The following is a 25,764-nucleotide window of genomic DNA, read 5'->3' on the forward strand; positions in this document are numbered from 1 at the left end:
ACTTTCTAAACGTTCTAAGTAAGCTTTTAATTGAGTTTTAATATTTTGATCTAACATCGATGTCTCCAAATTCTCAACAATTCAAGTCGGCTAAATTCATTCAATGAGGCTATAGTACGCAAAAGCACTAAATAGGTAAAACAGTATGTTTTTATGGGTTTGATCGGATAAATCGAACATGGTTTTACTACACATCAAGTTTATGCGTAATTCGATCACGTCGATTTTTCAAGTGTTTAGCAAGCGTATATAAGATTCCACTTAAACCAAGTACAAGTGCAATCATTCCCCACAAGATGACATTTACGATTCTTGAGAACTGTTGCGCCTGTTGAGCACGTGTATCTAATGCTTGTGTCGTCGCTGTAACGCTTCTACCATAAAGTTGCTGTTGCATCACCCATAATTGCTCTGGCTGAAAGTCATATTGATTAAATTGAATTGGATTATTTTTTTCAGCTTCAACGAGCTGATTGACATAGACATTTGCTGTCTTTCGATCTACAGATGGATGTAACAACGCCACCTGAGCCAACACGTATGCTTTTTCTGTTGGAGAGGTATTGGTTCGCTGTAAATCTTGAGCGATTTGACTCTCAATAATATTGGTTCGATAGCTCATCCATTGTTGATATGCTTGTTCAGTGTCATCACTCCAGTCATATTGCAGATAACTTAGACCTGACCAAATTAAAATAAATGCGATCAACCACGCGACAAAACGTTGCGTCCATGATTGAAAACGGCGTTGAAAAAACTTCAGTTTCTTTGCCCAATATACAAGCAAAAAAGCACCAATCAACGCGCCAAAGACTTTAATAAATAACCATCCCACCCATGACAACAGATTAAAAAAATAATCGATAGGCTCTTTAAAAGGGATTAAATCTTGTACGTGATAAGGTAAGTCTAGAACTTGAACATGTGTAGAAAGATCAAAGACCCGATAGATCATCTCTTTTTGAAAAAATAAGGAGACCCCGATGGCTATCGCCAAGGTCATACTGAGAAAAAACCATATCATGAGATGACTTTGGCGTTTTGCTAAAGTCTCTAAACGTTGCTCTATCGGTTGAACACTAAAGTCATCTATGGGTGACAATGATTTTTCCTCTTATGACATCAAGACTTTGGCGAATTTTGCCCACTATTTTCCAGTACCAAATGATTTAGATTGTCCTGCAATGCTCGTAACCGGGTGGTTGCCTCAGCACGTTTTTGCATACCTTCTTTCTGGATTTGAATCACATCATTCACTGTATTAATGAGGGTGTTTTGTACATGTTCAAGTGTTTCAACATCAATCACCGAACGTTGATTCGCTTTAGCAGTATCTACTGAGTTTTGATGCAATAATTCAGCATTTTTGCGCAATAATTCATTGGTTGTATCATCAATCGCCTTAGCGAGTTGCACACTATTTTTTTGTTCTTGCAATGAAATTGCTAAGCTAATCTGATTCTTCCATGCGGGTAAAGTGATATTTTTGATCGCATAAAACTTGTCCACCAACATTAGATTATTCGATTGAATAATACGAATCATCGGCAAGGTTTGCATGGCTGAGTGTTGCAACACCTGTAAATCACTGACTCTTTTTTCAAGATTATTCGCCAAATGATTTAAATCATAGACTTTTTGCGTTGTTTGTTGATCTTGCTCTTGTACGGTTAAGGTTGAGATATGCTGTTGGATGTCATGCTGTTTAAGCTGACCTGCTGCAATATAAACACCAAGTTGTTTATATTCTTCTTGTACTGCATCAAACATTTTATCCAGTGTGCCCACACGTGCTTTCAAGCCCGATTGAGAACTTTCGATCTCTTTGACCAACGCATCGATCTGTTCTTTTGTGGTATTAAAATGCTGATCAAAGCTTTGTTTAGCATTCTTGAACTTACTCAGTATTCCACCAAAAAAACCTGAACTTTTTGATTTATTTAAAATACTCGAAGTATTGAGTTGTTGGGCAACCTGCACGACCTCATTTAACTTTTGCCCAGTTGCGTCCAAATCTTTATTTTGTACAAGGCTCAACAACTCATCTGTATAGGTCGAGGTCTTACTGGCTATATTCTTTCCATATTCCGATACAACAGTGGTGTTGATATCAGCAAGCTCTTTATGCGCACTCATCACTTCAGCAAAATCTTGTGGTTGTAGACCCAACTCTTTTAAATTGAGTTGTTCAAATCGTTGCTCTTGGTTCATAACCAACTCGTTTGATGATGGTATTAACTCTGAATTTGACATAACGTTCCCCTCTTATTTCTTTAATGATTTCTTCAGATTTTGGATTAAATTTTCTCTACTCTTGTCCAGCTGTTCAAGCACAGCCGAAGAACTTGACTCACGACTTTGCTTTAAATGATATTGCCAAGCAGGAATTAAAACTTGCTGTGCTTCTTTGAAACGGTCTAATAGACTAAAAGACAAATGCTGAGACAATTGCATCTGTTTCATTGCAATATCATTGCTCGCCTGTAAGGTTTGTAAAGTATTAATTTTTTTTGACAGTCGCTCTACAAAATGATCAAGTGTTTGCTGCTTACTAAACGCTGGATATTCGCTTAAAAACTGTTCTGCAGCCACAATATATGCAGCCATCTGTTCTCTTAGACCCAGCGCTTGTTGCAATCGAGATTCTGATTTTTGAATTTCAATCTGTAATCTTTGGCTTAAATGATTGGCTTGCTGAATAAGTTGATCTAAATCTTTGACATATTTGACTTGACCAGCATCATATTCAATATCAATGCCGAGCCACTTCTGTAAAGCATTAAATTTTCGGCCACCTAAATATTTTTTTGATCGAGACAATTGCTGAATAATTTGATTAATCACTTCGCTGAGTTGTTGGTTGAGTTTGGGATCAACCCCATTCAACAAAACACTTTGTGCTTGAACCAGATGATCTGCGTAATAATTCAAACGATGAGGATCGTTGAACAAAGGCAATAAATCATTACGTTTAATCGCTAAAATATGTTCTTGATTTGATTCAATTTGCGATAAAGGAGTAAGGTCAAGCGGTATAGTCATATCTGTAGAAAATAGTCAGAACAAATAAGTTTAAGCATCCTTAGTTGTAGCATGTTCTGACCCTTTCGCATACTGAAATGTTGTTATGATTTGCAGTATTTGTCGTTGTTATTTTTAAAATTATTCCAAACTCTCCCACCACTGCGAAAATTCGTTTTTCTGCCCTTCGATCCAAATCGGTTGCCCAATTTTAGGGGTCATCAAAGTCAAAGGCGCATTTTTACTGGCTTGGCTGATCCGTTTAAAAGGTTCATCCCAAGCATGAGGTGAAAGAGAAAAACGCCCAATGTGCATTGGCATCATGGCTTTGGCTTTTAAATCTATCGCAGCCTGAACAGCTTCTTCAGGTGTCATGTGAATGAGAGGCCAACGAGGATCATATTGTCCGCTATCCAGCATGACCAGATCAAAGCCACCTAACTCGGATGAAATCTGCTGAAAATGTGGGCCATAACCACTATCACCACCAAAATATATTTTATGGGTCGGAGTTTCTAGCGCATAGCTTGCCCATAAAGTTTTATTACGGGTAAAGGTTCGCCCTGAGTAATGACGAGCAGGTAAAGTATGAATGTTTAGCCCAGTATCAGTTCTTAGAACATCAAACCAATCATTTTCATGGATCTTTGATAAAGGGTAGCCCCAATATTCAAAATGCGAACCGATGCCAAGCGGTACAACCACATTTTTAACCTGATTCCTGAGCTGGATCACCGTCGCATAGTCGAGATGGTCATAGTGATCGTGGGAAATCAATAAGTAGTCAATCTCAGGAATATCTTTAGCCTGATAAAGTGTTGTTCCATCAAAGGCTTTGATTAAAAAAGAAAAAGGTGCAGCATGATCACTTAGGACAGGATCAATCAAAATCCGTTTACCTGCGAGCTGCATATAATAAGCTGAATGCCCCAGCCAAATCACGACATCCTGTTGGGGATTTAGAGCGAGTAAATCGGTCTTGACACTGGGAATAGCCTGCTTAGGTACAGTCTGCTGTTTCTCTACCCAGAAATTATTCCAGAGTATTTTTAGGGTACTTTCTCCATCACGTAGCATCGGTGTTGCAATTGGATAAGCAAACTCATCATTGATATAGTGAGGAGATTGTTTGATGCGTTCAAGACGTGCCTGTTCGGGTAATTTGCCAAATTGTGGCCCCCTCAAAGTCGTACAGGCAGTAAATAATATGCCCATTCCTAATACCAGCAGAAGGAAGGTGACTTTATATTTTTTTTTCATCATGTTTGGACAATAACCTGAATTTCTAATTAAAAAAAAGCCAAGTTGACTTGAGTCCATTCAACTTGGCTAAACTAAGGATTACTTCAAGTTTTTAGTAAAGAAATCAGTTAATTTATCGAAAGGGATTAAATCAACACGGTCATAAAGATCAACGTGCCCAGCACCCTTGACGTAATACAATTCTTTACGTTCACCAGCACGTTTATAAGCATCTTCACTGAACTCTTTGGAATGTGCCTGATCACCTGTTATAAATAGCATTGGACGTGGTGAAATAGTTTCTATGTCATTAAATGGATAGAAATTCATGAACTTGACATTACTGGTTAAGGTTGGCTGAGTTGTAGCTTGTGGATTAGCGCCTTTAGGGGTGAACTCACCACGTGGAGTACGGTAAAAGTCATAAAATTCACGCTGGATGGGATCTGTATCAGCCGTCAATTGCTTGGTTGTGCCGCCTGTATATTCAATTTTTCCACCCGTAAATTCTGAATAACGTTGTTGAGCTGCATCAGCAATAATCTGTTTTCTTTGTACGAGGGTTAGTGAATGATTCAGTGCATTACGATTTGCTGCTCCCATATCGTACATACTGACAGTCGCAATAGCTTTCATACGCGGGTCGATTTTGGCAGCACTGATGACGAAGCTACCACTACCACAGACCCCTAAAGCACCAATACGGTTACGATCAATAAAATCACGGGTTCCAAGATAGTCTACAGCAGCACTAAATGCTTCAGCATAGATATCAGGAGCGACCACGTTGCGAAGCTGACCATCGCTTTCACCCCAGAATGACTGGTCGATCGCAAGTGTCACAAAACCTTGTTCCGCCAACTTTTGGGCATACAGCATGGAACTTTGTTCCTTGACCGCTCCCATAGGATGCCCAACAACAATCGCTGGAGCCTTGCTATTTTTCTTAAGATTTTTTGGAATAACTAGATTACCCACAATGTTCATATTGTATTGGTTTTTAAACGTCACCTTTTGGATGGTAATCTGACTGCTTTGATAAAAGTTGTTTGCACCATTTGACATATCTGCGGCTATTGTTGAAGTTGTAGAGAATAAACCTACTGTAGCTGCCAGAGCCGCAGTTAAGGCAATATAGCGAAATTTTTTCATAGGTGTTTGCATAATCTCAGCTCCCGATAAGGCATATAAGCTATGTGGCTTTAGGTATGGGAAAAGTTTACATTCTTTGGATGCTCAGGATTAGTCTAAAAAAACAGCATAGACTTATGAGAAAGATTCATAAATAGAATAGATATGCTTGCAAGCCTAAAACAGACCATAATATTTTTTAAGTTTTTCCACTTTGAAAAATCATAATTGTGTTGATTGATGAAATATATTCATAACTCTATTCGGTAATGCACCCTTATTCTTAGTCCGTCATATTTTTATAATTATTCAACTATACATTTTGTCGTGAGAAGTTGAATGACAACCGCTAACCAAGACATTGCATTAAACAATCAAACCGCCCATTGGGGTGGTGTGTTTGCAATGAGCTTATGCGTTTTTGCATTGATTGCTTCTGAATTTATGCCAGTGAGCTTACTTACCCCAATTGCTGTTGATCTCAAAATTACTGAGGGAATGGCTGGGCAAGGAATTGCCATTTCTGGGGCATTTGCAGTCATGACAAGTTTAACAATCTCCCGTTTGGCAGGAAGCATTAACCGGAAAACCTTGTTATTGGTTTTAACCGCCATCATGGCAGTGTCAGGGGCAATTGTTGCACTTGCACAAAACTATACGATTTACATGATTGGTCGGGCACTGCTTGGTATGGTGATTGGTGGGTTCTGGTCAATGTCGGCAGCGATGGCGATGCGTTTAGTGCCAAGTGCGCAAGTTCCTCGTGCATTGGCGATCTTTAATAGTGGTAATGCCTTGGCTATGGTTATTGCCGCACCGTTGGGTAGTTATCTAGGATCAATCATTGGCTGGCGTGGTGCATTTTTTAGTTTGGTTCCTGTTGCCATACTGGCACTGATTTGGCAGTGGATTAGCCTACCATCAATGCAGGTTACATCTGAATCAACAGAAAAACGTCCATCAATTGTAGGATTATTACGTAATCCTATGGTGATGATTGGCATGCTGGCAGTGAGCCTGTTCTTTATGGGACAGTTCTCACTGTATACCTATGTCAGACCATTTTTGGAAACCATTACTCAGGTTGAAATTTCGACCTTATCTTTGATTCTACTTGGAATTGGAGTCATGGGCTTTATTGGCACGAGTATCATTAATATCTTCCTTAAACGTGGTTTTTATACAACATTGATCACGATCCCAATCATGATGTCGGCCATTGCAATCAGCCTAATCTTTTTTGGTACATGGCCCATGGTGGTCGCTGTATTGCTAGGCATATGGGGCTTGCTTGGAACAGCCGCACCTGTGGGATGGTGGAGCTGGTTAGCTCACACCTTGCCTAACGATGCTGAAGCTGGGGGCGGTTTAATGGTCGCTGTAGTACAGCTTGCGATTGCGCTAGGTTCAACATTGGGCGGTATTTTATTTGACCAAAGCGGTTATCAGATGACTTTTATCATGAGTGCGGTATTGCTGATTATATCGGCAATTTTGACATCACGGTTGACCACCAAATAACAATTTTAATAAGGAGTTGTAAAAATGAATTGGAATCATCAGATCAGAGCGATGATCGTACTCTCCGCCATGTTTGGACTGAGCGCATGTGGAGGAGATCATACGTCCTCCAATGCACCGATCGTCACTGAACGTCCAAACAATACAGATGGTACGGGAAATAATGCAGAACAACCCAATATTGAGGGCGAGCAAATGAATATATGGATGACCGTGAATGGACACCGTTTTGGGGTGAGCTTTGAAGACAATGCAACAGCTCGTGCTTTTGCTGCACAGTTGCCATTGTCCTTAAATATGGAGGAATTGAACGGCAACGAAAAGCATACCCAATTGCCGAACGCCTTACCCACTGATGCTAGTCGTCTAGGCATTATCAACAATGGTGACTTGATGCTTTATGGTTCATCCACGTTGGTTGTATTTTATAAAACTTTTCCATCTACCTACTCTTATACTCGTATTGGTAAGGTGAACCAATCTGATGAGTTAGCTGACATCCTTGGGCGCGGAAATGTACGCATTGAATTTACTCGTGATTAAGCCACAGTCGAATGATAAGTACAGGAGTATAAAGTCATGAATATTCACTATTTACCAAACCTTGCCAAATTTACGATGATTATTGCATCGATTTTTTTGACCTTGCTACCCACATCTCCAACGTTTGCACATCATGGTTGGGCCGCATTCGAAACTGATCGTCTGGTTTATATTGCTGGAACGGTCTCATCGCGAGGTGTTTGGGGTAATCCACATTCACAATTTGATGTGACTCTGGATCGTAATCTACCTGCCAAAACGCTCAAGCTAGCGATTCCAGAAGAGTTGCAAGACCCTCAGGATAGTGTCCGAGTCAATGCTGCTCCCTCATACAAAGGTTCTCACAAAAAATTAGAAGTTATCATTGCTCCACCAGCTTGGTCAGGGAGATGGGGGTTGGGGCGTGCGCTGAAAATTGGGGAACGCTTTCAAGCAGTTGGCTACATCAATCGCAGAGATAAAAATTTGTTCCGTCCAGTTGTATTTTGGTATGGAGCGAATGCCGTGCCAGTAAACCAAGTGCTTGGCAACACACTTCCAGTTCGTGCACCATTGCCGACTGCTGGACAGAATTGAGGTGCTATGATGCCTGAGTTGCTCAATACATGGCTGATGTTATTACAGGACTCTACATTGGGTGAAACGGTACGGAATATCCAGTATCTCTATCCCGTGCTTGAATCCATTCACATCCTCGGGATAGCACTCCTTGTTGGTCCAGCTTTCATTTTTGATCTCAGACTATTGGGGGCTGGACAACGTGCTGTGCCTGTGACCACAGCAGCGCACTGTTTGCTGCCCATTTCCCACATCGGTCTAATGATTGTTGCAATCACGGGTATCGCATTGCTCAGTGCACAGGCAACCATCGTTGCCACTGCTGGAGCTGCTCCATGGAAACTTGGACTCATCGTTGTTGCTGGTATCAATGTTCTCGTATTTCATAAAGGTGTCTACCGAACAGTGGCAGATTGGGATGTACAAACCCCTGTGCCGCTTCTGGCAAAAGTTTCAGCATTGATTTCGGTTTTTGCGTGGACGGGAGTTATTATCGCAGGACGATTTTTAGCATATTGAAATATAAATATTTTATCTAAGATGATTGACTTAAATACCAAGAAATAGACTACATATATGTTCTGTAAAAACAAGAGTTTTTGTAATTATATGGGGCATAAAAGATGACATTAAGGACTTAAAAATGAAATAGAGTTATGAACAAAACTAATCAATAAGCCTTATACTGAGATTTAAAACAAGTTTTAAATGGAAATCCATAAATGGCAATGACGAAAGAGAATTATAACGACCTCTATGCTTTCCTAATGGTGACACGAGAGGGCAGTTTTACCAAAGCCGCAGGAAAATTAGGCGTATCTCAATCGGCACTCAGTCATAGTATTCGTGGATTAGAAGAACGTTTGGGCATGTTATTACTGACCCGAACCACACGTAGTGTATCTGTGACCGAAGCAGGAGAACGTTTACGACAGACCATTAGTTCCAGTTTTGATCACATTGACAATGAACTTTCCCTATTAAGCAAACTCAGGGATACCCCCGCAGGAACAGTGAGAATCAATGCCAGCAGTCATGCCATACGACAGATTTTATTACCGAAACTACAGAAGCTGACCCAGCTATATCCAGACATCAATATCGAATTGACTGCGAATAGTGGCATGGTGGATATCGTGGCGGAACGCTTTGATGCTGGAGTTCGTTTTGGCAGTCGGGTTGCAGAAGGCATGATTGCGGTACGTATTGGCAATGATGTCAAAATGGCGGTGGTGGCAACACCTGAATATTTTGCAAAACATGGTACACCACAAACCCCACAAGACTTATATAACCATCAATGTATTGGCTTTCGTTTGACTACCCAAGGCGGTATTTATACGTGGGAATTTAAGCAAGATAGCTTGGATGTTAAAATCAAAATCCAAGGACAATGGGTATTTAATGAGTCTTACCACAGTGTCGATGCCGTACGTTTAGGATTGGGAGTGGCTTATATCCCTGAAGATATGATTGAGGATGATTTAGCACAGAGGCATTTACTCAAAGTGTTAGACGAATATAGTATCCAGTTTCAAGGCTATCATCTTTATTATCCCCATCGCAGACAGCAATCTCCTGCCCTTAAACTCGTGATTGAACATTTACGTTTGTATCTACCTGAACCCATATAATTCAAGATTTTTGTGGCATCGCATAGGTTCCTATAACATGAGCCACAGCTTCTTCCTCATCTCCAGAATATAACCAAACTTCACCCGTCACTAAAGTTTTGCCCACTTTAATCAATTTACAAACTGCTCGTATATTCTGACCCGCTTTCGGCTTACGAAAAAAGTTGATGGTCATATTGGTTGTGACTGCCATGGCAACCAACCCTAAATGTCCCATGATCGCAACATACAATACAAAATCAGCCACCAACATTAAGGTCGGACCTGATACTGTCTGACCAGGACGCAAATCCTCCTGATCAACTTGATATAACAACTCTGCACCTTTAGGTGTTATCGCTTCAATACTACATTTTCTTAGTGCTTGTGGAAATTCTTGAGCAAGAAAGTCAATAATTTCATGTTTCGTAATTGTCATTTGCGACCTAATATCGATTTTCAAAAGTTTTAATTGTGTCAGTGAGGTCTTATCTGTCTTTTATATATACGCATAGCGTAGAGCATACAGACCTCACCTATTCTTAGAGCTTAAAGCAATTTCAATCTACACGATTGGAAAGTTCATTTAGCACTTGCCAATAGGTTGGCGGTTCAGAAACATGTCCACGCTCACGTAACATTTGGTGCATTTTTGGCAGTTTAAAATAAGGAACTGTCGCCATCAAATGATGTTCTTTATGAAAATTGACATGAATCGGTGCAACCAAAGCACGTGCGATAAAACCTGCTTGTGTGGTACGGGTATTGGTTAAAGCGCTGTTACTCGTTGGCATACCCGCATGTTCTGCCATAGAGCGAACACGTAAAAATAATGGAAATGGGGTTAAATAAGCCAAAATCCAAAGGACATAGAGTTTAGGATGACCTGCCGCCCATAATGCAGAAAACATAGCGGCGTTGGTTGCAATCGCCCCTGCGCTGTTTTTTAAAAATGTCTTTGGATAATCAGACCAATGTCGCCCTTCCTGAGAAATCCAGCGACGATCATTCGAAACCGTCCATTCCATTTTTTCTATATCCATCAACACTCGCCCAACCGCAAATTTAAAACCTGTCACGCCAGATAGATCACGGATAAATTTTCGCATCAATGATTTTTTCGAGGTTGGAAAACCTGCAACGAGCGACACATCAGGATCATCGACTGTTGAGGTTTTACTATGATGACGCATGTGATGCGCGCGGTACTTATGTAGATCATTCCAAATTGGGCGTGCACATAACCAATCTGTCGCGGTGTCATTCAGCCATTTAGTTTTAAATAAGCTTTGATGTGAAGCATCATGCATTAAGATTGCCAATGCCAATTGTCGACCCGCCAAAACCACCAACGCAGCGACACACATTAACAATTTCCCCCAAACAGGCAAATATTCCCAAGAGGTCGCGACAGCGGCAAACGTTCCACCAATAACTGCCCAAGTGGACAATACCACCCAGCCACCATGTAAATCTGATTTGCTTGTTAACGCGGTGATTTCTTCCCTACTGAATAAATCACTCATTGCGACACGTGTATTCATATCCCTATCCTGCCTATTATTCTACTTTTCAAAATACATATTTTATAATTTTATTTTAAATCATGTAATATTTCTGTCAATAAATTTAAAGGATATGTTTTGTAATATTAAAGTCGATACTTATACCGTACTTTCCTCATAAAACTTGGCCCATAGTGCTAACCCCGTTTGATCAAGTTGCTGAACACTGGATGCAAACTGATCACGAAGTTCGACATCAACAAAATCTTCAGGTAATAAAGGATCATTCATTAATAGTGAAATGGTCTGACGACCCAACAATAGAGATTCTCTGGTTGCATCGTCCAAGTCTAACTGGTTAACCCTGCTTAACCAGTCTTGAATCATCTGACTATATTTCTCATAATTTTGATTCAGCGTCTGTGTCGGCCACAATTTAGGAATACTGGCCAAAGTTGCTGGGTCAAAATGATTAATCTGACAAATCTTTGCACTGCTCTCTAAGCCAGTCGCTTGTAATGCCAGCACAAGATCCTCAAATGCAATAGCGAGATTATCAGGACGAATATAAATTCCCTGCTCTAATTCTTTAAAACCAAAATGTTTTAATGCTCTTTCACGGCGATTCAATGCAGTACGATCGACCCGCCCTAACTCACCAGTCAACACCGCAAGATATTGGTGATTCCAGACTTTAGTGCGTTTAATACCACGCTTACGATTCAACATGACATCTGCCCACTCATGTGATTGGGCGGTAAACTGGTACATGCCACGCTCAATAGCTTCAATCACGCCCTCACTCGATAGACGAGTTACAGCAACACGAATACTATTCTCACTAATTTCAAACAATTTAGCGGCAATAATAATCTGCTTAATCGAAATCTCACGGCCTTGCGAACCTAAAAGTAAATCAATAATTAAATCTCGGGCATTTAGTTTCACTATCGTCATATTGCTATTGAACCAATTTAAAAATATAAAAATTTAAACCATAGAATTCTTTCATAAATATCTTTTGTTTCTCCCTATAGGAGAAATGCAAAGAAAGTGCAATTAATAATGAAAGGAGTCTAAAGGGTTTAGAAATTCTAGCATTGCACACTGCAGTTTTTATACGCTACTGATGAAAGGTATGCTCAAAAGAATATGGACGCATGCAAAACTTATCTTAAATAATCATCAAACTATTTTTTTTCTGCATTTGCTCAACAACTTCTTTGGTCTCAAAGCCCAAACGCCAATATAACAACTCTAAAACATCTAGCTCGTCTTGCGTAATGATACGATCACTCCACAAACACCGCTCAGCAATGGCTAAGATATTGAGACGATCACGTAACAGCAGCCCAGACACATCATTTAAAATTTCAGCAAGATCAAGTGGCTCATCCGAAATGTCCGCATACATTTGCATTTCATCTTCAGTTAAAAGAAATCTTAAAATGCGCTCTCGTACTTCGAGTTGATTTGGACTATTAATTTGTTGTACATGCAATAAAGCATCGATCAAATGAACGATCTGAGACTTCACGTCTTCAAATGCTGCTGGTAAATGGGCTGGCATCAGATTCAACTCATGCTTCACTCTTTCTAGCAACAGCGCATCGAGCAACCCCACCTCTCCATCGGCTTGTATAATCGACGCTAATTTCGTTAAAAACTGACGTGCGATACTGGTCGGCATGTGACCAATATTTTTACATGCATCATGGAAGATCTGGACATGAATTCGACCATCTAAATTTAGCAATGCATCGACTATGGCATGACTTACTGGCGCATCTTGTGGAATAAACTCACGGTATTGCCGAATCATTAATATTGCCACCATTATCTCTCGTGAGCCTGTTGCCGTCTGCATCGCTCTTTGAATCAATTCAGGACGTTTCTTATGCTTACGCACTTCTGGATTTAGCGGCTTAATCGCATCATTCAATGCAAAACTGATCGGAGACAACCGCAGCAAAGGTAATGGTTGAGGTGAGCTCCACGGTGTCGAGACATCGGTGATTTCTTCTTCCAATGAGCGGAACAAACTAAATAAAGGGCGACTGCGCAATTTCCTAAGATTTTCTAATTGTAAATCTTGCAATAATGTTGGATTTAGCTCATAGATCCGCTCTTTAATGCTTGGATGAATATTCATCCAACTTTGCGGGCTGAGTGAGTTGGCAAAGCACATATGCGAAATCGATTCAGAATAGGCACTGTGAATTTGTGAGCCTGAATGATGCACATAGATCCGCAAGAGCGTTTGAATATTGGCATTATTATTCATCAAATGCATGGTTTTCAAATCATTGCGGAAGGTTCGACCACTCAAGGTTAGATATTTAATAAAGCGCGTAATGAGGATACCCAAACTACCGATTAGCCAAATCACACCACCAATCGCAACAAAAATCGTTTCAAACTTATTACGACGTTTAGTTGCATAAGGACTATAGCCAGCCTGTGCTAATTTGCTGCCCCACTGACTAAATGTGGTTAAGCCACTGTATAAAATTTTAAGCTTGGTGTTTTCAACCGCTTCACCTGATAAAATTTGATTAAACTCATAACTCAGCAAACCATACAGCTCTAGTTCATCTAGATTCTGCAATGCGCCCCAAGTCAAAATAATCACAATATCTTGAGATTTAAAACCTGCCGTTAGCGCATTCACACCAACTTCATCAGGCAATACATAGACGGCTGGAGTATCAATTGCAAAGCTATTTGCAACTTGTTCCACAACTTTTAATGCCGTGTTTTCTTCAGGAGTGCTTTCATCAAACACTAAACGTCGCGCTTTCAACTGTTTCGCCAGCGAATGACCGCCTTCTCGTAGCACATAGAGTTCTGCACCGACGGACCACAACATGACAAAAATCAGTAAGGCGATGAAATAGGGACTGAGCGCGTGCCACCAAATGACTTGTGTATAATCAAAGAAATGAACTACCAAACCCAAAATTACATTGAGAATAAAAACAGTCAATAACATCGCAAGCCAACAAAAACTCATTGACCATACGATGCTTTTATTTTCAATTAAATAATGGCTCATTTCTTTCAATGTAAATTTTCCTGATTACATTGTTTATATTAGGATTGCGTATAGCCATCATCATAGAATAAAAAAGCGGGAAATTCCCGCTTTTCTATCGATGAAGAACATTACTCTTCTTTTATTCCAGTTAAATCAACCGAAGCTGCATCGATGTTTACATCGATATAACCATCAGCTTGTTTTTTCGCTGTGTCATTGCGCTTTTGCTCAAGATCAGCGAGATAAGCTTTGTCGATACCACCAGCCACGTAAACACCATCAAATACTGAGCAATCAAACTCTGTCAAATCAGGCACTTTACTGGTACGAACAGCATCTTTCAAATCTTCTAAATCTTGAAAAACTAAGCGATCAGCACCAATAATTTCACGAATTTCCTCAACGGTACGTTCCGAAGCGATTAATTCTGATTTTGCTGGCATATCAATACCGTACACGTTTGGATATTTCACCATAGGCGCAGCTGAAGCAAAGAAAACTTTTTTTGCACCTGAATCGCGCGCCATCTGAATGATTTCATTACACGTTGTACCACGTACAATCGAATCATCAACCAAGAGAACATTTTTGTCTTTAAACTCAAGTTCTACAGGATTCAGTTTTTGACGAACTGATTTTTTACGTTGTTGCTGACCTGGCATAATAAAGGTACGTCCGATATAACGGTTTTTCATAAAACCTTCACGGAATTTCACACCTAAAATGTTAGCCAACTCTAATGCAGAAGTACGACTAGTATCAGGAATTGGAATCACAACATCAATATCATGTTCCTCACTCCATTCTTTTAAAATCTTATATGCAAGTTTTTCGCCCATTTTCAAACGCGCTTTATAAACAGAAATACCATCAATAATGGCATCTGGACGTGCAAAATAGACGTACTCGAAAATACATGGACGATATTCTGGATTTACTGCACATTGCTTGGTGAATAGTTCACCTTCTGAATTGATAAAGATGGCTTCGCCGGGCTCAATATCACGCTCAATTTTGAAACCAAGTGCTGTAATCGCCACCGACTCCGAAGCAATAATATATTCAGTGCCCTGTGCAGTCTCACGTGAACCATAGATCAAAGGACGAATCCCATTTGGATCACGAAAGCCGACTAAACCATGACCTGTAACCATTGCCACCACGCCATAAGCACCTTTACAACGCTCATGCACACGAGAAACCGTATGAAACATGTCCTCAGGTGTTGGGTTCAATGTGCCACATTTCTGCAACTCATGGGCAAATACGTTAAGTAAAACTTCCGAATCCGAATCCGTATTCATATGACGTAAATCTGTTTTAAACAGATCATCATGAATTTCTGCGGCATTGGTTAAATTACCATTGTGCGCAAGCGTAATACCGTACGGAGAGTTTACATAAAATGGTTGAGCTTCAGCGCTACTTGATGAACCAGCAGTTGGATAACGAACGTGTCCAATGCCATAGTTTCCTAGTAAAGCACGCATGTGACGAGTATGGAATACATCACGTACCATACCGTTATCTTTGCGGAGAAATAAACGCCCTTGATCGCAAGTTACGATTCCTGCTGCATCCTGTCCTCGATGTTGCAACATCGTCAAGGCATCAAACAACATTTGGTTTACTGGCGATTTACCGGCAATCCCAACTACTCCACACATAGCAACCTCGCAACAAGCTAGCGATTAATAAAACGGATTTTTCGTCGAATGATCAGCGCGATGATCGGCTGAAGCACGTTCTGATTCATTCATGTCAATTGAAGGGCGATGTAATAACGCACCTTCGGAAGTCATTTGGTTTAAAGCTTGATTTGCAGCATCTTTGGATAACTCTGTAGCCAAAGGCGCATAAGGTAATAGAATTTGTACAAATTTCGACTGTTTCCAGTGTGGTGAACTCTCAACCCAAGGTCCTAAGCCTTGCATGGTAACCAAGACGATTAACAGTCCTTTTAATGAACCAAAAGCACCGCCTGCTAAACGATTTAATGGGCCCAATTTTAAAGTTTTCAAGAGTCCATTCAACAAGGCTGAAACGATCCACGTACACACCACGATGATCAGTACGATAAAAGCAAACGCTGCTATTTTTTGCACAACGGGATCTTGGCTGAGACTGCTCATAGCAGGCGCCAATACAACAGCGTACTTTGCTCCGACGATCAAAGCGAATATCCATCCGACCAAGTTCGCAAAGGCTTTTATAAATCCTTGACGCAAACCGTTCAGCCCTCCAATGAGCAAGATGATCAGAATAATGATATCAAGCGTGTTCATTTCACAATGTCATCGCGTTTACACAATCTTTCACAAGCACTGGACCGGTATAAATCAGCCCGCTATAAATTTGAATTAAGCTTGCGCCTGCCTGCTGTTTGGCTACAGCTTGGTCGCCAGATAAAATACCACCGACACCAATTAACGGAATTTGTCCTTTCAAGACTGTAGAGAACTGACGCAAACATTCAGTACTTTTCTCAAATACTGGTGCACCAGACAAGCCACCTGATTCCTCTCCATGTGGTAGATTTTCTACCCCTTCACGACCTAATGTCGTATTGGTCACAATCAAACCATCGATCTTAAATTTCAACAATTGCGCTGCAATAAAGTCAATATCTTCAGGGGTTAAGTCAGGTGCAACTTTCAGTACTAAAGGAACATAATGATTATATTGTTGCGAAAGTTCAAGTTGACGATCTTTCAAAGTTTTTAACAATTCTGTAAGTGCATCACCGCTTTGTAAACTGCGTAAATTTTTAGTATTTGGTGATGAAATATTAACGGTAATATAAGAGGCGTAGTTATAAACTTTCTCTAGACAAATCAAATAATCAGAGACAGCATCCTCAACAGGTGTATCCACATTTTTTCCGATATTAATGCCTAAAACACCTTTAAAGTTTGCTGCTTTTACATTTTCAATCAGTTGATCGACCCCATCGTTATTGAATCCCATACGGTTAATAATTGCTTTTGCTTGAGGGATACGAAATAAACGAGGTTGTGGATTGCCTTCTTGTGGGCGCGGTGTGATGGTACCAATTTCGATAAAACCAAAACCCAATGCCGCTAAAGCATCAATATGCGCACCATTTTTATCTAAACCAGCAGCGAGACCAACTGGGTTTGGAAACTCGACCCCCATACAGGTCACTGGTTTTGCTGGGACTTTTTGATGCATTAAACCGAATTTTTGGGCTTTACCAAGCATGGAGAGTGTGAGTTCATGCGCACGTTCAGGTGCTAAGGTAAACAACAAAGGGCGCGCCAATGAATATAACATACCAATCACAGTCTACTGATTTTCAAGTACCCATATTATAGGCACAGGCTCAACAAAACACCATGCTTAGCATAGAGTTATTTTAGGTTCTGCTGACATTTCAACCACGCATGAGTTGTTATTGTACTGTAGCAGTCAATTTGATCTGGTTATTGTTAGATACCATTTCCATCTTTACTACACTCAGTCCCATTTGAGACAGTTGCATCAAAAAGTTTGCCAGTACCGCATAGTTTTTATGTTCAGCAACAATTTGAATCTGCTCGCCACTTGGTTGTGATGAAACTGCAAGTCCCTGTTGCTGTGCCGTGCGTTGGATCTTATCTGCGGCAGAAAGTTCAAGATCATTTGCAGGTTTCATGGTTGCAGCATTACTCTGCATCCACACCGTTAAATCTTTTAATTCATTCACCCGTTTTTGTTGCTGATCCGCCAAACTATGCATTTTCCATATAGCTGTACCAATGACCACCACAACGACAAAAATAGTCGTAAAAATCACCATGATGCGTTCACGCACTGATAAAGCTTGTAAATACTGATCCAAAGCTTCTGCTTTTTGATCGAAGAAATTTTGTATTTGCGTTAATGCTTTCATTATTTTACTTTTACCGTTCCAATCGCACCGACACTGTCCGCTTGAACATTGCCTAATTCAGCTTGAAAACCCTGTTGATTGAGTTGCTGTACCAATGTTTGCAAAGCATTGGCCGAGTTGGCTTTCAGAGCCATCGACAATACAGATGCATCAAAACTCATCTGTTGAGCCACAATCTGATTTTGCATCAAAATTGGTCCAACGCGACTCAGTAGTGAGAGTGCTTGTGCATCTCCAAGTCGACTCATACGCAACTGGCTTTCAAACTGGCTCTTGATATTTTGCTCAGTCACACGACTGTTTTCGCCAAACCAATACTTGTATTGGTCCACAGCTTGTAATGCGGTCTGATCAGCGACCTTTTTAAGCTTTGACCAACGTAATGCATCATAACCCAATTGGACAATAATCACGGCCATAAAAACGACAGCAGCAGCTTTCCAATAGCCTGACCATTGAATATCCGTATTTCTAGCTTTTGGGAAAACATTGAAAGGATGTTGCTTGGCTCTTGGGATTTGATGGAACTGATAACTAAATTCAGTACGCTGCTCGCGACTTGACACGCTCGCCAATTGATCTAACTGATTGGTATTTAAATTTGCAAACTGATACTGTGTTTCGGTTGGCTGGAATTCTAAAAACAACCCCAAATCATCGACTGAGTTACCTAACCAAGTATTTTCTCTGACCAGTAAATGATCATAAAGATTGACCAGTACCACCTGATTATTTTCAGGATTGGCTTCTGGTTCAGGCAAAATCAAGAAATCTGGTAGAAAAGCAACAATTTCAATTGGCAATAAACTTAAGGCATGCTGCCAAGTTTCAATTGTTGATTGAGCAACCCCTAAAATATTCAATTGATCCTGATGAAAATGATGCACGACCTTCATGTGATCAATCGGCAAAGTGACATACTCTTCCAATAGATACTTGACGCCTTCTGGACCTAATTGCTTGTAATGCGTCTTTGTCATCGGTTGCTGCAACATTTGAGCATTTCGGCTTGGGAAATAAATAACCGCTTCTTTTCCGCTATGCACTTGCAAATCTTGAATCAATTGTTCAAGACTATTTGCCTGCAACCAATTTTCCCCAGTCGACCAATACCATGTTCCGTTGGTTTCGGGCATCCATATATACAACATACGTGTTTAGTACTCTTATTCTATTGCGGGAATGTCCGTTATATCGTTGGAATAAAACTATTCTTTTGCGTAGATAAACCATTGGCGATAACAGCTTGATCATAAATCCGCGCTTCAGCCAATGCAAATGGTTGAAAACTTTCAAGTGTTAATTGCTCAGCAATATGCGCAATGACATTCATATGACAAACCACAGCAATTGATTCATACGGCAGTTTTGATAGCCACTCAATTGCACCTTTCGCATCATCATCTGGTTTAATCTTATCGCAAATTAAAACAGGGATTCCTGCAAAATGTGCTTTGATATGTTCCAAAGTTTCTTGTGCACGTAATAATGGACTCACCACAAAAATCTCAGGTTGAATCACATCTTTTAGGAAAAGCCCAGTCTGTTCAGCTTGTTGATGACCACGCGCTGTTAAAGGACGTTGCATATCATTTCCATTGATTGCTGGAGACGCTTCACCGTGGCGGACTAATGTAAGTTGCATAACATAACCTTATTTTTTATATCGCTATATTAACCATCATTGATGACAGTTTTTTGATTAGACTTCATGGTGTGGTAAAACAAATTCAACATCACTACGATGACCATTTTTCATTAAAGACAAAGCGATCGTCATTGGTGGGGCATTTTCAAAAATAACTTCATATAAAGCATTAGTAATCGGCATATATACATCTAGTTCGGCAGCTTTAGTACGAACTTGAACAATGGTATTAACCCCTTCTGCCGTTTGACCCAACTCTTTAGTCGCTTGATCAAGTGTTTTGCCAGAACCCAAGGCGAAACCAATTTGATAATTACGGCTTAATGGACTGTTACAGGTCGCAAATAAATCACCGACACCAGATAAGCCTAAGAAAGTGAGTGGATTTGCACCTTGCTCTACGGCGAAACGACTCATTTCGGCCAAAGCCCGCGTTAAAATCATACTCTTGGTATTTTCACCAATGTTATAAGCAGCACCCATTCCCATTGCAACCGCATAAATATTTTTGAGCGCGCCACCAAGTTCAACACCATGCACATCATCACTACCGAATACACGAAATAATGCGCTATGTAATGCATGTTGTACTGCATAGCGTACCAATTCTGATTCACTCGCAATCACCGTACCAGATGGCATACTTGCCATAATTTCTTTGGCTAAGTTTGGACCAGACAAGACACCATAAGGAACTTCAGGCAATTCTTCTCGAATGATTTCACTCATGAAACTAAAAGTTTTAGCTTCAATCCCTTTCGTCAGTGAAACAACTGCTTGCGCGCTGATAAATGGTGCGATTTGCTTAAGCACATCTCGAAATGAATGGCTTGGAATCGCCACTAAAATAATATCGCGATCACGAACAGCCAGCTCTAAATCTGCGACTGCGCGTAAAGTCGGTTCTAAGGTGTAATCAGGTAAATAGCGTTTATTGACATGCGTCTGATTGATTTCTTCAGCGACAGCCGCATCACGAATCCATATCATGGTATCGCAACCATTGCGTGCAGCTAAATTAGCCATTGCGGTACCGAAGCTACCACCACCGAGTACCGTAATTCTTAATGCCGTTTTTTGATCCACTGCAACGGGTTCAACTAAATCGCTAAATTTTAACTCTGCCATTTTTTATCCTGAAACTAATTTCTTTGTTTAATCATTCAAAAATAAGATTAGGTCGATTGCCATATTTTTACAAAATTCTGACTCTCTATTTCTGCACGTGGTGCAATGACTTTAGCAGCCGTACCAATATAAATAATACCTGAAATCAAATCTTGCGCTTGTAATCCTAATTGACGCTTAAGCCAATCAGACTCAACCACGGCACCAGAACGCCACATACTTGCAAAGCCTTGTGCCTGCAAAGACAACAACAGGTTCTGAATCGCAGCACCTGTACTGAGGATTTGCTCAAAATGTGGAACCTTAGGATGATCTTGAAGTGTTGTTAACGCTAAAACCAACATCGGTGCGCGAAACGGATGATGTTTTACACGCTCCAAATGAGTTGGATCTGTTTCACCTAAATCAGCTAAAGCCTTGGCCAAATGTTCGCCAAAAGCAGCTCGATGCTCAGCCGTGATGACCACGAACCTCGTCGGCTTTAAACGATGATGATCAGGCGCTGTTAATGCAGCTTGAATTGCTTTTTCGAGTTGCTCTGTATTCGGTGCTGGTTCAATTAACTGCCCAATAGATTGACGTTGATGAATATTTTGATGAATTGTCTCTATATTTGAGTCCGTCATTGACATGAATCTAACTAAGGCAAGGATTTTGCTAGATTAGCATAATCTGAATAATTTTCACTACGTCTAATTGAGGCTTGTTCAATATTCATGAACGAATTTCATCACCGCAAATAACATCACGAGCTAGAGATTAAGATGTGATAATTTCCCTTACCAAGTGTCACAACAAACTGTACACAAGCTGCGAAAGTAATTAAACATTATATGTTTCAATAATCAGATGATGTTCATCACTAGAGAAAAAGCAATGAAAAAAAATTTAGTTCTTAGTTTAATCGGTGGTTTAGCGCTTGGTTTAACCGCATGTGCATCTACTCCAACCAGTACATTGGCCATTCAAAAAGAAAATAATCAATATGAAGTGACAGGTATTGGCAAGACCAATCTCATTTCTAAAAACAATGCGATTAGTTCTGCACAGAAGACCTGTACTCGGAATACCTCGGCTGTTGTGGTGGATGAAAAAGTGGTTTATCAGGGCGTGTTAAAAGGTGTCGTGAATGAGCAAACTGGCAGAATGGTCGAAGCTGCCGCAGGTGTGCTTGGCTCGATGACAGGTACAAAAGCAACTTTATCTAAAGACGATGACTATCAAACCACACTGACCTTTTACTGCAAGGCGAACTAAATAATACAAAAAAGCCGATGCATAGCATCGGCTTTGGTAACTGTTAAAGCTTATTGAAGTTCACTTGCTGCAACTTGTGTATCAGCATCTTCAACAACATCAGTATTGTGCTCATCCATGATTGGTTTATCAATTGCATCGATGGCAGCTTGTTGCTCAGAGGTTGTCTGAGTTGATACAACTGAAGTTGCTTGTTCTTGGTCTTCAGCAGTTTTAGCTTCTTCTTTCTTTGCGCAAGCAGTCAATACCATTACTGGTGCGATCATTAAAGCAATAAGTGTTAGTTTAAAATTCATTGCAGCTTCCCATCATTACTGGTTAGTTTGATGACAATCATATGTCAACAATGTGACATTTTTATGACCACAATACAATAAAAAAGCAAAAGAGCCGATTTACATCGACTCTCCTCTTTCATCTTTTGTTATAAATCAAAAGATTAGAACTTTATTGAGCACGCTCAATTAATACAGCTACAGCAGGTAAAGTTTTGCCTTCTACAAATTCTAAGAATGCACCACCGCCTGTTGAAATATAACCAATTTGATCGGCAACTGCATATTTATCAATTGCAGCAAGTGTGTCACCACCACCCGCGATTGAGAAACCTGCTGACTCTGCGATTGCAAGTGAAAGTGCTTTCGTACCCTCGCCAAATTGATCAACCTCGAAGACACCCACAGGACCATTCCAAAGAATGGTTTTTGAAGATTTCAAGATTTCAGCAAAAGCTTTTGCAGTTTCAGGACCAACATCCAGAATCATGTCGGTATCAGTCACATCTTCAACTTTTTTCACGACCGCTTGAGTATTGACCAAAGAACCTAAGAAATCATCAAAGTTGATTTGACTCGCATCAGCAACTACGACATCAGTTGGCAATGGAACACTTACCTTTGCAGCAATTTGTTTCGCAGTTTCAACCAAATCAGCTTCATACAGTGATTTACCGACATTGAAACCAGCAGCAGCCAAGAATGTATTTGCAATACCGCCACCAACGATCAATTGATCACAAAGTGTTGACAAAGAATTTAATACATCAAGTTTCGTTGAGACTTTAGAACCTGCAACGATTGCCACCATTGGCTTTTCAGGTGTTTGCATAGCACGACCCAAAGCATCCAACTCAGCAGCCAATAAAGGACCAGCGGCAGCGACTTGAGCAAAACGAGCAGCGCCCTCAGTCGAAGCTTCTGCGCGATGTGCGGTACCAAATGCATCCATCACGAAAACATCACAAAGTGCAGCATATTTCTTTGCAAGTTCTTCGTTATTTTTCTTTTCGCCATGGTTGAAACGAACGTTTTCAAGTAATACAACTTGGCCCGCTTCAACTTCAACGCCATCTAAATAGTCAGTCAATAATTTAACGTCTTGACCCAAAGCTTTGCTTAAATAAGCAGCGACTGGTGCAAGCGATTGTTCAGGTTTTGGCTCACCCTCTACAGGACGACCAAGGTGAGAAAACACCATAACTGCTGCGCCTTTTTCTAAAGCAGCTTGAATGGTCGGCAACGCTGCACGTAGACGTGCATCGCTAGTAATTTTCCCACTTTTTACAGGAACGTTTAAGTCTTCACGAATAAGAACACGTTTACCTGCTAAATCAAGGTCAGTCATGCGCTGGAAATTCATGGATGGCTCTCTAATTGATTTTAAAAACGGCACAATATTAAATGATTCTCAAAAATAAAGGTGAGTTTTTTTTGTAGAAAAGCTGTCGAAAGCCTCACTTTTGATTATGATAACTCTCGTCTTTATATCTTTTTATTATTATGTCTATTCATCCAGATCCTAAAATTAATCGTTTAAACGTACTTGGTGAACCTTTAGCCAGTTGTTGTTATGACCCAATTACGGGGTACTTCCGTAATGGTTTCTGCCACACATCTACTACCGATTTAGGTCAGCACACCATGTGCGTGCAAATGACCTCTGAATTTTTAAATTTTTCCCAAAAAGTCGGCAATGATCTGATCACGCCTTTGCCAGAAATGAGTTTCCCTGGTCTCAAACCTGGGGATTTCTGGTGTATCTGTGTGACACGCTGGGTAGAAGCCTATGAAGCAGGTCAAGCGCCACCGATCAAACTGAATGCCTGCCATAATGCAGTGCTTCACTATGTACCACTCAATATCCTTGTGGAATACGCAGTGTAATGAACCAGTTTGAGCTTATTTTGGCGTCAAGCAGCCAAACACGTAAAGCACTCATGGATCGCTTAGGCTTGGCTTATCGCTGTATTTCACCTGATATCGATGAGTCGGAAAATGGTGAAATGCATGCTGATGATCTGGCCAAACGTTTGGCTTATGAAAAAGCACGTGTTATTGCTGCACAACACCCCCATGCCATTGTGATCGGTTCTGATCAAGTGGCTTGGCGCGAACATGCACCTTATGACTTTATTGGTAAACCTTTAACCGTTGAAAATGCCATTCAACAACTACAAGCCAACTCAGGTAAAACGGTCTTCTTTAGTACCGCTTTAAGTGTTCAACACGCACAATCAGGTTTTGAAACCACGCTGGTTGAACATTACCAAGTAAAATTTCGCACACTAACGCTTGCTGAAATTGAACGTTATATTGAAATAGATCAGCCTTTGCATTGTGCCGGTAGTTTTAAATGCGAATGCTTGGGAATCAGCTTATTTGAGAAAATGGTCGGTGATGACCAAACCACGTTGATGGGCTTGCCCATGATTCAACTATGTAAAATCTTGCGAGAACGTGGAATTAATTTGCCTTAAACGCCAATAAACTGCTGCTTAAGCCATTGTTGAAAAGACTGTAGCCCCTTGTAATCTACATGTCGCTTAGGCAGTATGGTGTAATAGCTGAACGGACTTTCCCAAGCAACTTGGCTTGAGTCATTTTCACATAACCAACCCTGTGCAACAGATTGCTGCACCAATATTTTACTGACCACAGCAACCCCCAACCCAGCCAAAGCAGCCTGAATGACCTGATTTTCATCCTCAAAAAAATCAGGCTTCGGATATTTTTGTCCCAATAATTGTGATAAGAAATCAGCGTGATCATGTTTTAACAAATCTGCATTTTTCCACTGAGTCATAAACAGTCTCATTTGAGATTGATCTGTGAGATTCGCCCAATATTGTTGAGTTGCAAATAAACCAAAAGTGTCTTTTACAAGTGCGACAACAAAAGAGTTTTCAAGGTCAACTACACCGTAACGAATCGCCATATCGATACCTAAATCATGATTTATATCGACCATCTGATCATCCGCTTTAATTTGTATATCAATATCGGGATGTAAATTTTTAAAGTCATTAAGTCGTGGCACCAACCACATTGCTGCAAAAGCATTTGTGGTACTAATGGTGATTTTCTTAGCACTAGCTGTTAATTCAGACAAAGTTTGTTTTAATTCTGAGATCATTTTTGTACTGACCTCTGCAAGCTTTTCACCTGCTTCGGTTAGCGTTACTGCTCTAAATCCCCGCACAAATAGCTTTATTTCTAACTCTTTTTCCAGCTCACTGATTTGATGTGAAACCGCTGTGGGCGATACATTTAATTCTTGTGCAGCAGCTTTAAAGCTTTTTAAGCGCGCAGTGGCTTCAAACACTTTTATACTATTCAATGATGGTAATCGCTTCAGCATACTGCACTTCTTACTTAAGATGAGAAAATTTC

Annotated in this window: 28 protein-coding genes; 8 read left to right on the plus strand and 20 right to left on the minus strand. The window is 40.4% G+C overall.

Annotated features, from left to right (window positions below):
- Nucleotides 1–187: 187 nt before the first annotated feature.
- The 5 genes from EAH57_RS09655 to EAH57_RS09675 form a co-directional block, all read right to left on the minus strand.
- The gene (locus EAH57_RS09655; protein ID WP_121929871.1) at nucleotides 188–1,102 is read right to left on the minus strand and encodes a hypothetical protein; all 915 of its coding nucleotides are present in this window, start codon (nucleotides 1,100–1,102) and stop codon (nucleotides 188–190) included.
- 20 nt (nucleotides 1,103–1,122) lie between these two features.
- Nucleotides 1,123–2,253: a toxic anion resistance protein gene (locus tag EAH57_RS09660; RefSeq protein WP_121929872.1), complete on the minus strand. Its 1,131-nt coding sequence runs from the start codon at nucleotides 2,251–2,253 to the stop codon at nucleotides 1,123–1,125.
- 12 nt (nucleotides 2,254–2,265) lie between these two features.
- Nucleotides 2,266–3,042: a tellurium resistance protein gene (locus EAH57_RS09665; protein WP_121929873.1), complete on the minus strand. Its 777-nt coding sequence runs from the start codon at nucleotides 3,040–3,042 to the stop codon at nucleotides 2,266–2,268.
- 120 nt (nucleotides 3,043–3,162) lie between these two features.
- A complete protein-coding gene (locus EAH57_RS09670) occupies nucleotides 3,163–4,284 on the minus strand; it encodes an MBL fold metallo-hydrolase (RefSeq protein ID WP_121930037.1) in 1,122 nt (373 codons plus the stop codon).
- Nucleotides 4,285–4,362: 78 nt separating this feature from the next.
- The gene (locus EAH57_RS09675; RefSeq protein WP_121929874.1) at nucleotides 4,363–5,427 is read right to left on the minus strand and encodes an alpha/beta hydrolase; all 1,065 of its coding nucleotides are present in this window, start codon (nucleotides 5,425–5,427) and stop codon (nucleotides 4,363–4,365) included.
- Nucleotides 5,428–5,733: 306 nt separating this feature from the next.
- Here EAH57_RS09675 and EAH57_RS09680 point away from each other — a divergent pair, with 306 nt between their 5' ends.
- The 5 genes from EAH57_RS09680 (at nucleotide 5,734) to EAH57_RS09700 (ending at nucleotide 9,650) form a co-directional block, all read left to right on the plus strand.
- Nucleotides 5,734–6,915, plus strand: a complete 1,182-nt coding sequence (locus EAH57_RS09680; RefSeq protein WP_121929875.1) for an MFS transporter — start codon at nucleotides 5,734–5,736, stop codon at nucleotides 6,913–6,915.
- A 24-nt stretch (nucleotides 6,916–6,939) separates the two neighbouring features.
- Nucleotides 6,940–7,458: a cyclophilin-like fold protein gene (locus EAH57_RS09685; protein WP_121929876.1), complete on the plus strand. Its 519-nt coding sequence runs from the start codon at nucleotides 6,940–6,942 to the stop codon at nucleotides 7,456–7,458.
- A 36-nt stretch (nucleotides 7,459–7,494) separates the two neighbouring features.
- Nucleotides 7,495–8,034, plus strand: coding sequence for a hypothetical protein (locus EAH57_RS09690; RefSeq protein WP_121929877.1), 540 nt, complete (start codon nucleotides 7,495–7,497; stop codon nucleotides 8,032–8,034).
- A gap of 9 nt (nucleotides 8,035–8,043) precedes the next feature.
- Nucleotides 8,044–8,535 (plus strand): DUF6644 family protein, encoded by a 492-nt coding sequence (locus tag EAH57_RS09695; protein ID WP_121929878.1) that lies wholly within the window; start codon nucleotides 8,044–8,046, stop codon nucleotides 8,533–8,535.
- A gap of 209 nt (nucleotides 8,536–8,744) precedes the next feature.
- Nucleotides 8,745–9,650, plus strand: coding sequence for a LysR family transcriptional regulator (locus EAH57_RS09700; RefSeq protein WP_121930038.1), 906 nt, complete (start codon nucleotides 8,745–8,747; stop codon nucleotides 9,648–9,650).
- A gap of 1 nt (nucleotide 9,651) precedes the next feature.
- On the opposite strand, the gene EAH57_RS09705 is transcribed toward EAH57_RS09700, so the two are convergent.
- From EAH57_RS09705 to EAH57_RS09760, 12 genes are all read right to left on the minus strand, one after another.
- Nucleotides 9,652–10,068, minus strand: a complete 417-nt coding sequence (locus EAH57_RS09705; protein ID WP_121929879.1) for a PaaI family thioesterase — start codon at nucleotides 10,066–10,068, stop codon at nucleotides 9,652–9,654.
- 121 nt (nucleotides 10,069–10,189) lie between these two features.
- Entirely contained in the window at nucleotides 10,190–11,173 is a 984-nt protein-coding gene (locus tag EAH57_RS09710) for a fatty acid desaturase family protein (protein ID WP_121929880.1), read from the minus strand.
- A gap of 120 nt (nucleotides 11,174–11,293) precedes the next feature.
- Nucleotides 11,294–12,091: a PaaX family transcriptional regulator C-terminal domain-containing protein gene (locus tag EAH57_RS09715; RefSeq protein ID WP_121929881.1), complete on the minus strand. Its 798-nt coding sequence runs from the start codon at nucleotides 12,089–12,091 to the stop codon at nucleotides 11,294–11,296.
- A 217-nt stretch (nucleotides 12,092–12,308) separates the two neighbouring features.
- Entirely contained in the window at nucleotides 12,309–14,198 is a 1,890-nt protein-coding gene (locus EAH57_RS09720; protein ID WP_171407434.1) for a M48 family metalloprotease, read from the minus strand.
- Between the two features lie 101 nt (nucleotides 14,199–14,299).
- The gene (gene purF, locus EAH57_RS09725) at nucleotides 14,300–15,838 is read right to left on the minus strand and encodes an amidophosphoribosyltransferase (RefSeq protein WP_121929883.1); all 1,539 of its coding nucleotides are present in this window, start codon (nucleotides 15,836–15,838) and stop codon (nucleotides 14,300–14,302) included.
- A 24-nt stretch (nucleotides 15,839–15,862) separates the two neighbouring features.
- Nucleotides 15,863–16,456: a CvpA family protein gene (locus tag EAH57_RS09730; protein ID WP_005197305.1), complete on the minus strand. Its 594-nt coding sequence runs from the start codon at nucleotides 16,454–16,456 to the stop codon at nucleotides 15,863–15,865.
- Nucleotide 16,457: 1 nt separating this feature from the next.
- Nucleotides 16,458–17,465, minus strand: a complete 1,008-nt coding sequence (locus tag EAH57_RS09735; RefSeq protein ID WP_121929884.1) for a quinone-dependent dihydroorotate dehydrogenase — start codon at nucleotides 17,463–17,465, stop codon at nucleotides 16,458–16,460.
- 118 nt (nucleotides 17,466–17,583) lie between these two features.
- On the minus strand, nucleotides 17,584–18,063 hold the full coding sequence (gene gspM / locus EAH57_RS09740; protein WP_121929885.1) for a type II secretion system protein GspM: 480 nt from the start codon (nucleotides 18,061–18,063) through the stop codon (nucleotides 17,584–17,586).
- Entirely contained in the window at nucleotides 18,063–19,214 is a 1,152-nt protein-coding gene (gene gspL, locus EAH57_RS09745) for a type II secretion system protein GspL (RefSeq protein ID WP_121929886.1), read from the minus strand. The genes gspM and gspL overlap by 1 nt, the downstream gene beginning before the upstream one ends.
- A 38-nt stretch (nucleotides 19,215–19,252) precedes the next feature.
- The gene (locus tag EAH57_RS09750) at nucleotides 19,253–19,708 is read right to left on the minus strand and encodes a SixA phosphatase family protein (protein ID WP_121929887.1); all 456 of its coding nucleotides are present in this window, start codon (nucleotides 19,706–19,708) and stop codon (nucleotides 19,253–19,255) included.
- Between the two features lie 57 nt (nucleotides 19,709–19,765).
- Entirely contained in the window at nucleotides 19,766–20,839 is a 1,074-nt protein-coding gene (locus tag EAH57_RS09755) for an NAD(P)H-dependent glycerol-3-phosphate dehydrogenase (protein WP_121929888.1), read from the minus strand.
- 47 nt (nucleotides 20,840–20,886) lie between these two features.
- Nucleotides 20,887–21,465, minus strand: a complete 579-nt coding sequence (locus EAH57_RS09760; RefSeq protein WP_171407435.1) for a nitroreductase — start codon at nucleotides 21,463–21,465, stop codon at nucleotides 20,887–20,889.
- A gap of 250 nt (nucleotides 21,466–21,715) precedes the next feature.
- On the opposite strand from EAH57_RS09760, the gene EAH57_RS09765 reads away from it, so the two are divergent.
- Nucleotides 21,716–22,096 (plus strand): hypothetical protein, encoded by a 381-nt coding sequence (locus EAH57_RS09765; protein WP_121929890.1) that lies wholly within the window; start codon nucleotides 21,716–21,718, stop codon nucleotides 22,094–22,096.
- Between the two features lie 50 nt (nucleotides 22,097–22,146).
- Here EAH57_RS09765 and EAH57_RS09770 read toward each other — a convergent pair whose 3' ends face one another.
- Nucleotides 22,147–22,392 carry a hypothetical protein gene (locus EAH57_RS09770; protein ID WP_121929891.1) on the minus strand — a complete coding sequence of 82 codons (246 nt, stop codon included), beginning with the start codon at nucleotides 22,390–22,392 and terminating at the stop codon, nucleotides 22,147–22,149.
- Between the two features lie 151 nt (nucleotides 22,393–22,543).
- The gene (locus tag EAH57_RS09775; RefSeq protein ID WP_121929892.1) at nucleotides 22,544–23,734 is read right to left on the minus strand and encodes a phosphoglycerate kinase; all 1,191 of its coding nucleotides are present in this window, start codon (nucleotides 23,732–23,734) and stop codon (nucleotides 22,544–22,546) included.
- Nucleotides 23,735–23,874: 140 nt separating this feature from the next.
- Between EAH57_RS09775 and EAH57_RS09780 the strand changes: the two genes are divergently transcribed.
- Together EAH57_RS09780 and EAH57_RS09785 are read left to right on the plus strand one after the other, a co-directional pair.
- Nucleotides 23,875–24,258 (plus strand): DUF2237 family protein, encoded by a 384-nt coding sequence (locus tag EAH57_RS09780; RefSeq protein ID WP_004671539.1) that lies wholly within the window; start codon nucleotides 23,875–23,877, stop codon nucleotides 24,256–24,258.
- Nucleotides 24,258–24,851: a Maf family protein gene (locus tag EAH57_RS09785; RefSeq protein WP_121929893.1), complete on the plus strand. Its 594-nt coding sequence runs from the start codon at nucleotides 24,258–24,260 to the stop codon at nucleotides 24,849–24,851. The genes EAH57_RS09780 and EAH57_RS09785 overlap by 1 nt, the downstream gene beginning before the upstream one ends.
- Here EAH57_RS09785 and EAH57_RS09790 read toward each other — a convergent pair.
- The gene (locus EAH57_RS09790; protein ID WP_121929894.1) at nucleotides 24,848–25,732 is read right to left on the minus strand and encodes a LysR family transcriptional regulator; all 885 of its coding nucleotides are present in this window, start codon (nucleotides 25,730–25,732) and stop codon (nucleotides 24,848–24,850) included. The genes EAH57_RS09785 and EAH57_RS09790 overlap by 4 nt on opposite strands.
- Nucleotides 25,733–25,764 lie beyond the last annotated feature (32 nt).

This window comes from Acinetobacter sp. 2JN-4, assembly GCF_003687745.1.
GTDB classification, from domain to species: Bacteria; Pseudomonadota; Gammaproteobacteria; order Pseudomonadales; family Moraxellaceae; genus Acinetobacter; species Acinetobacter halotolerans.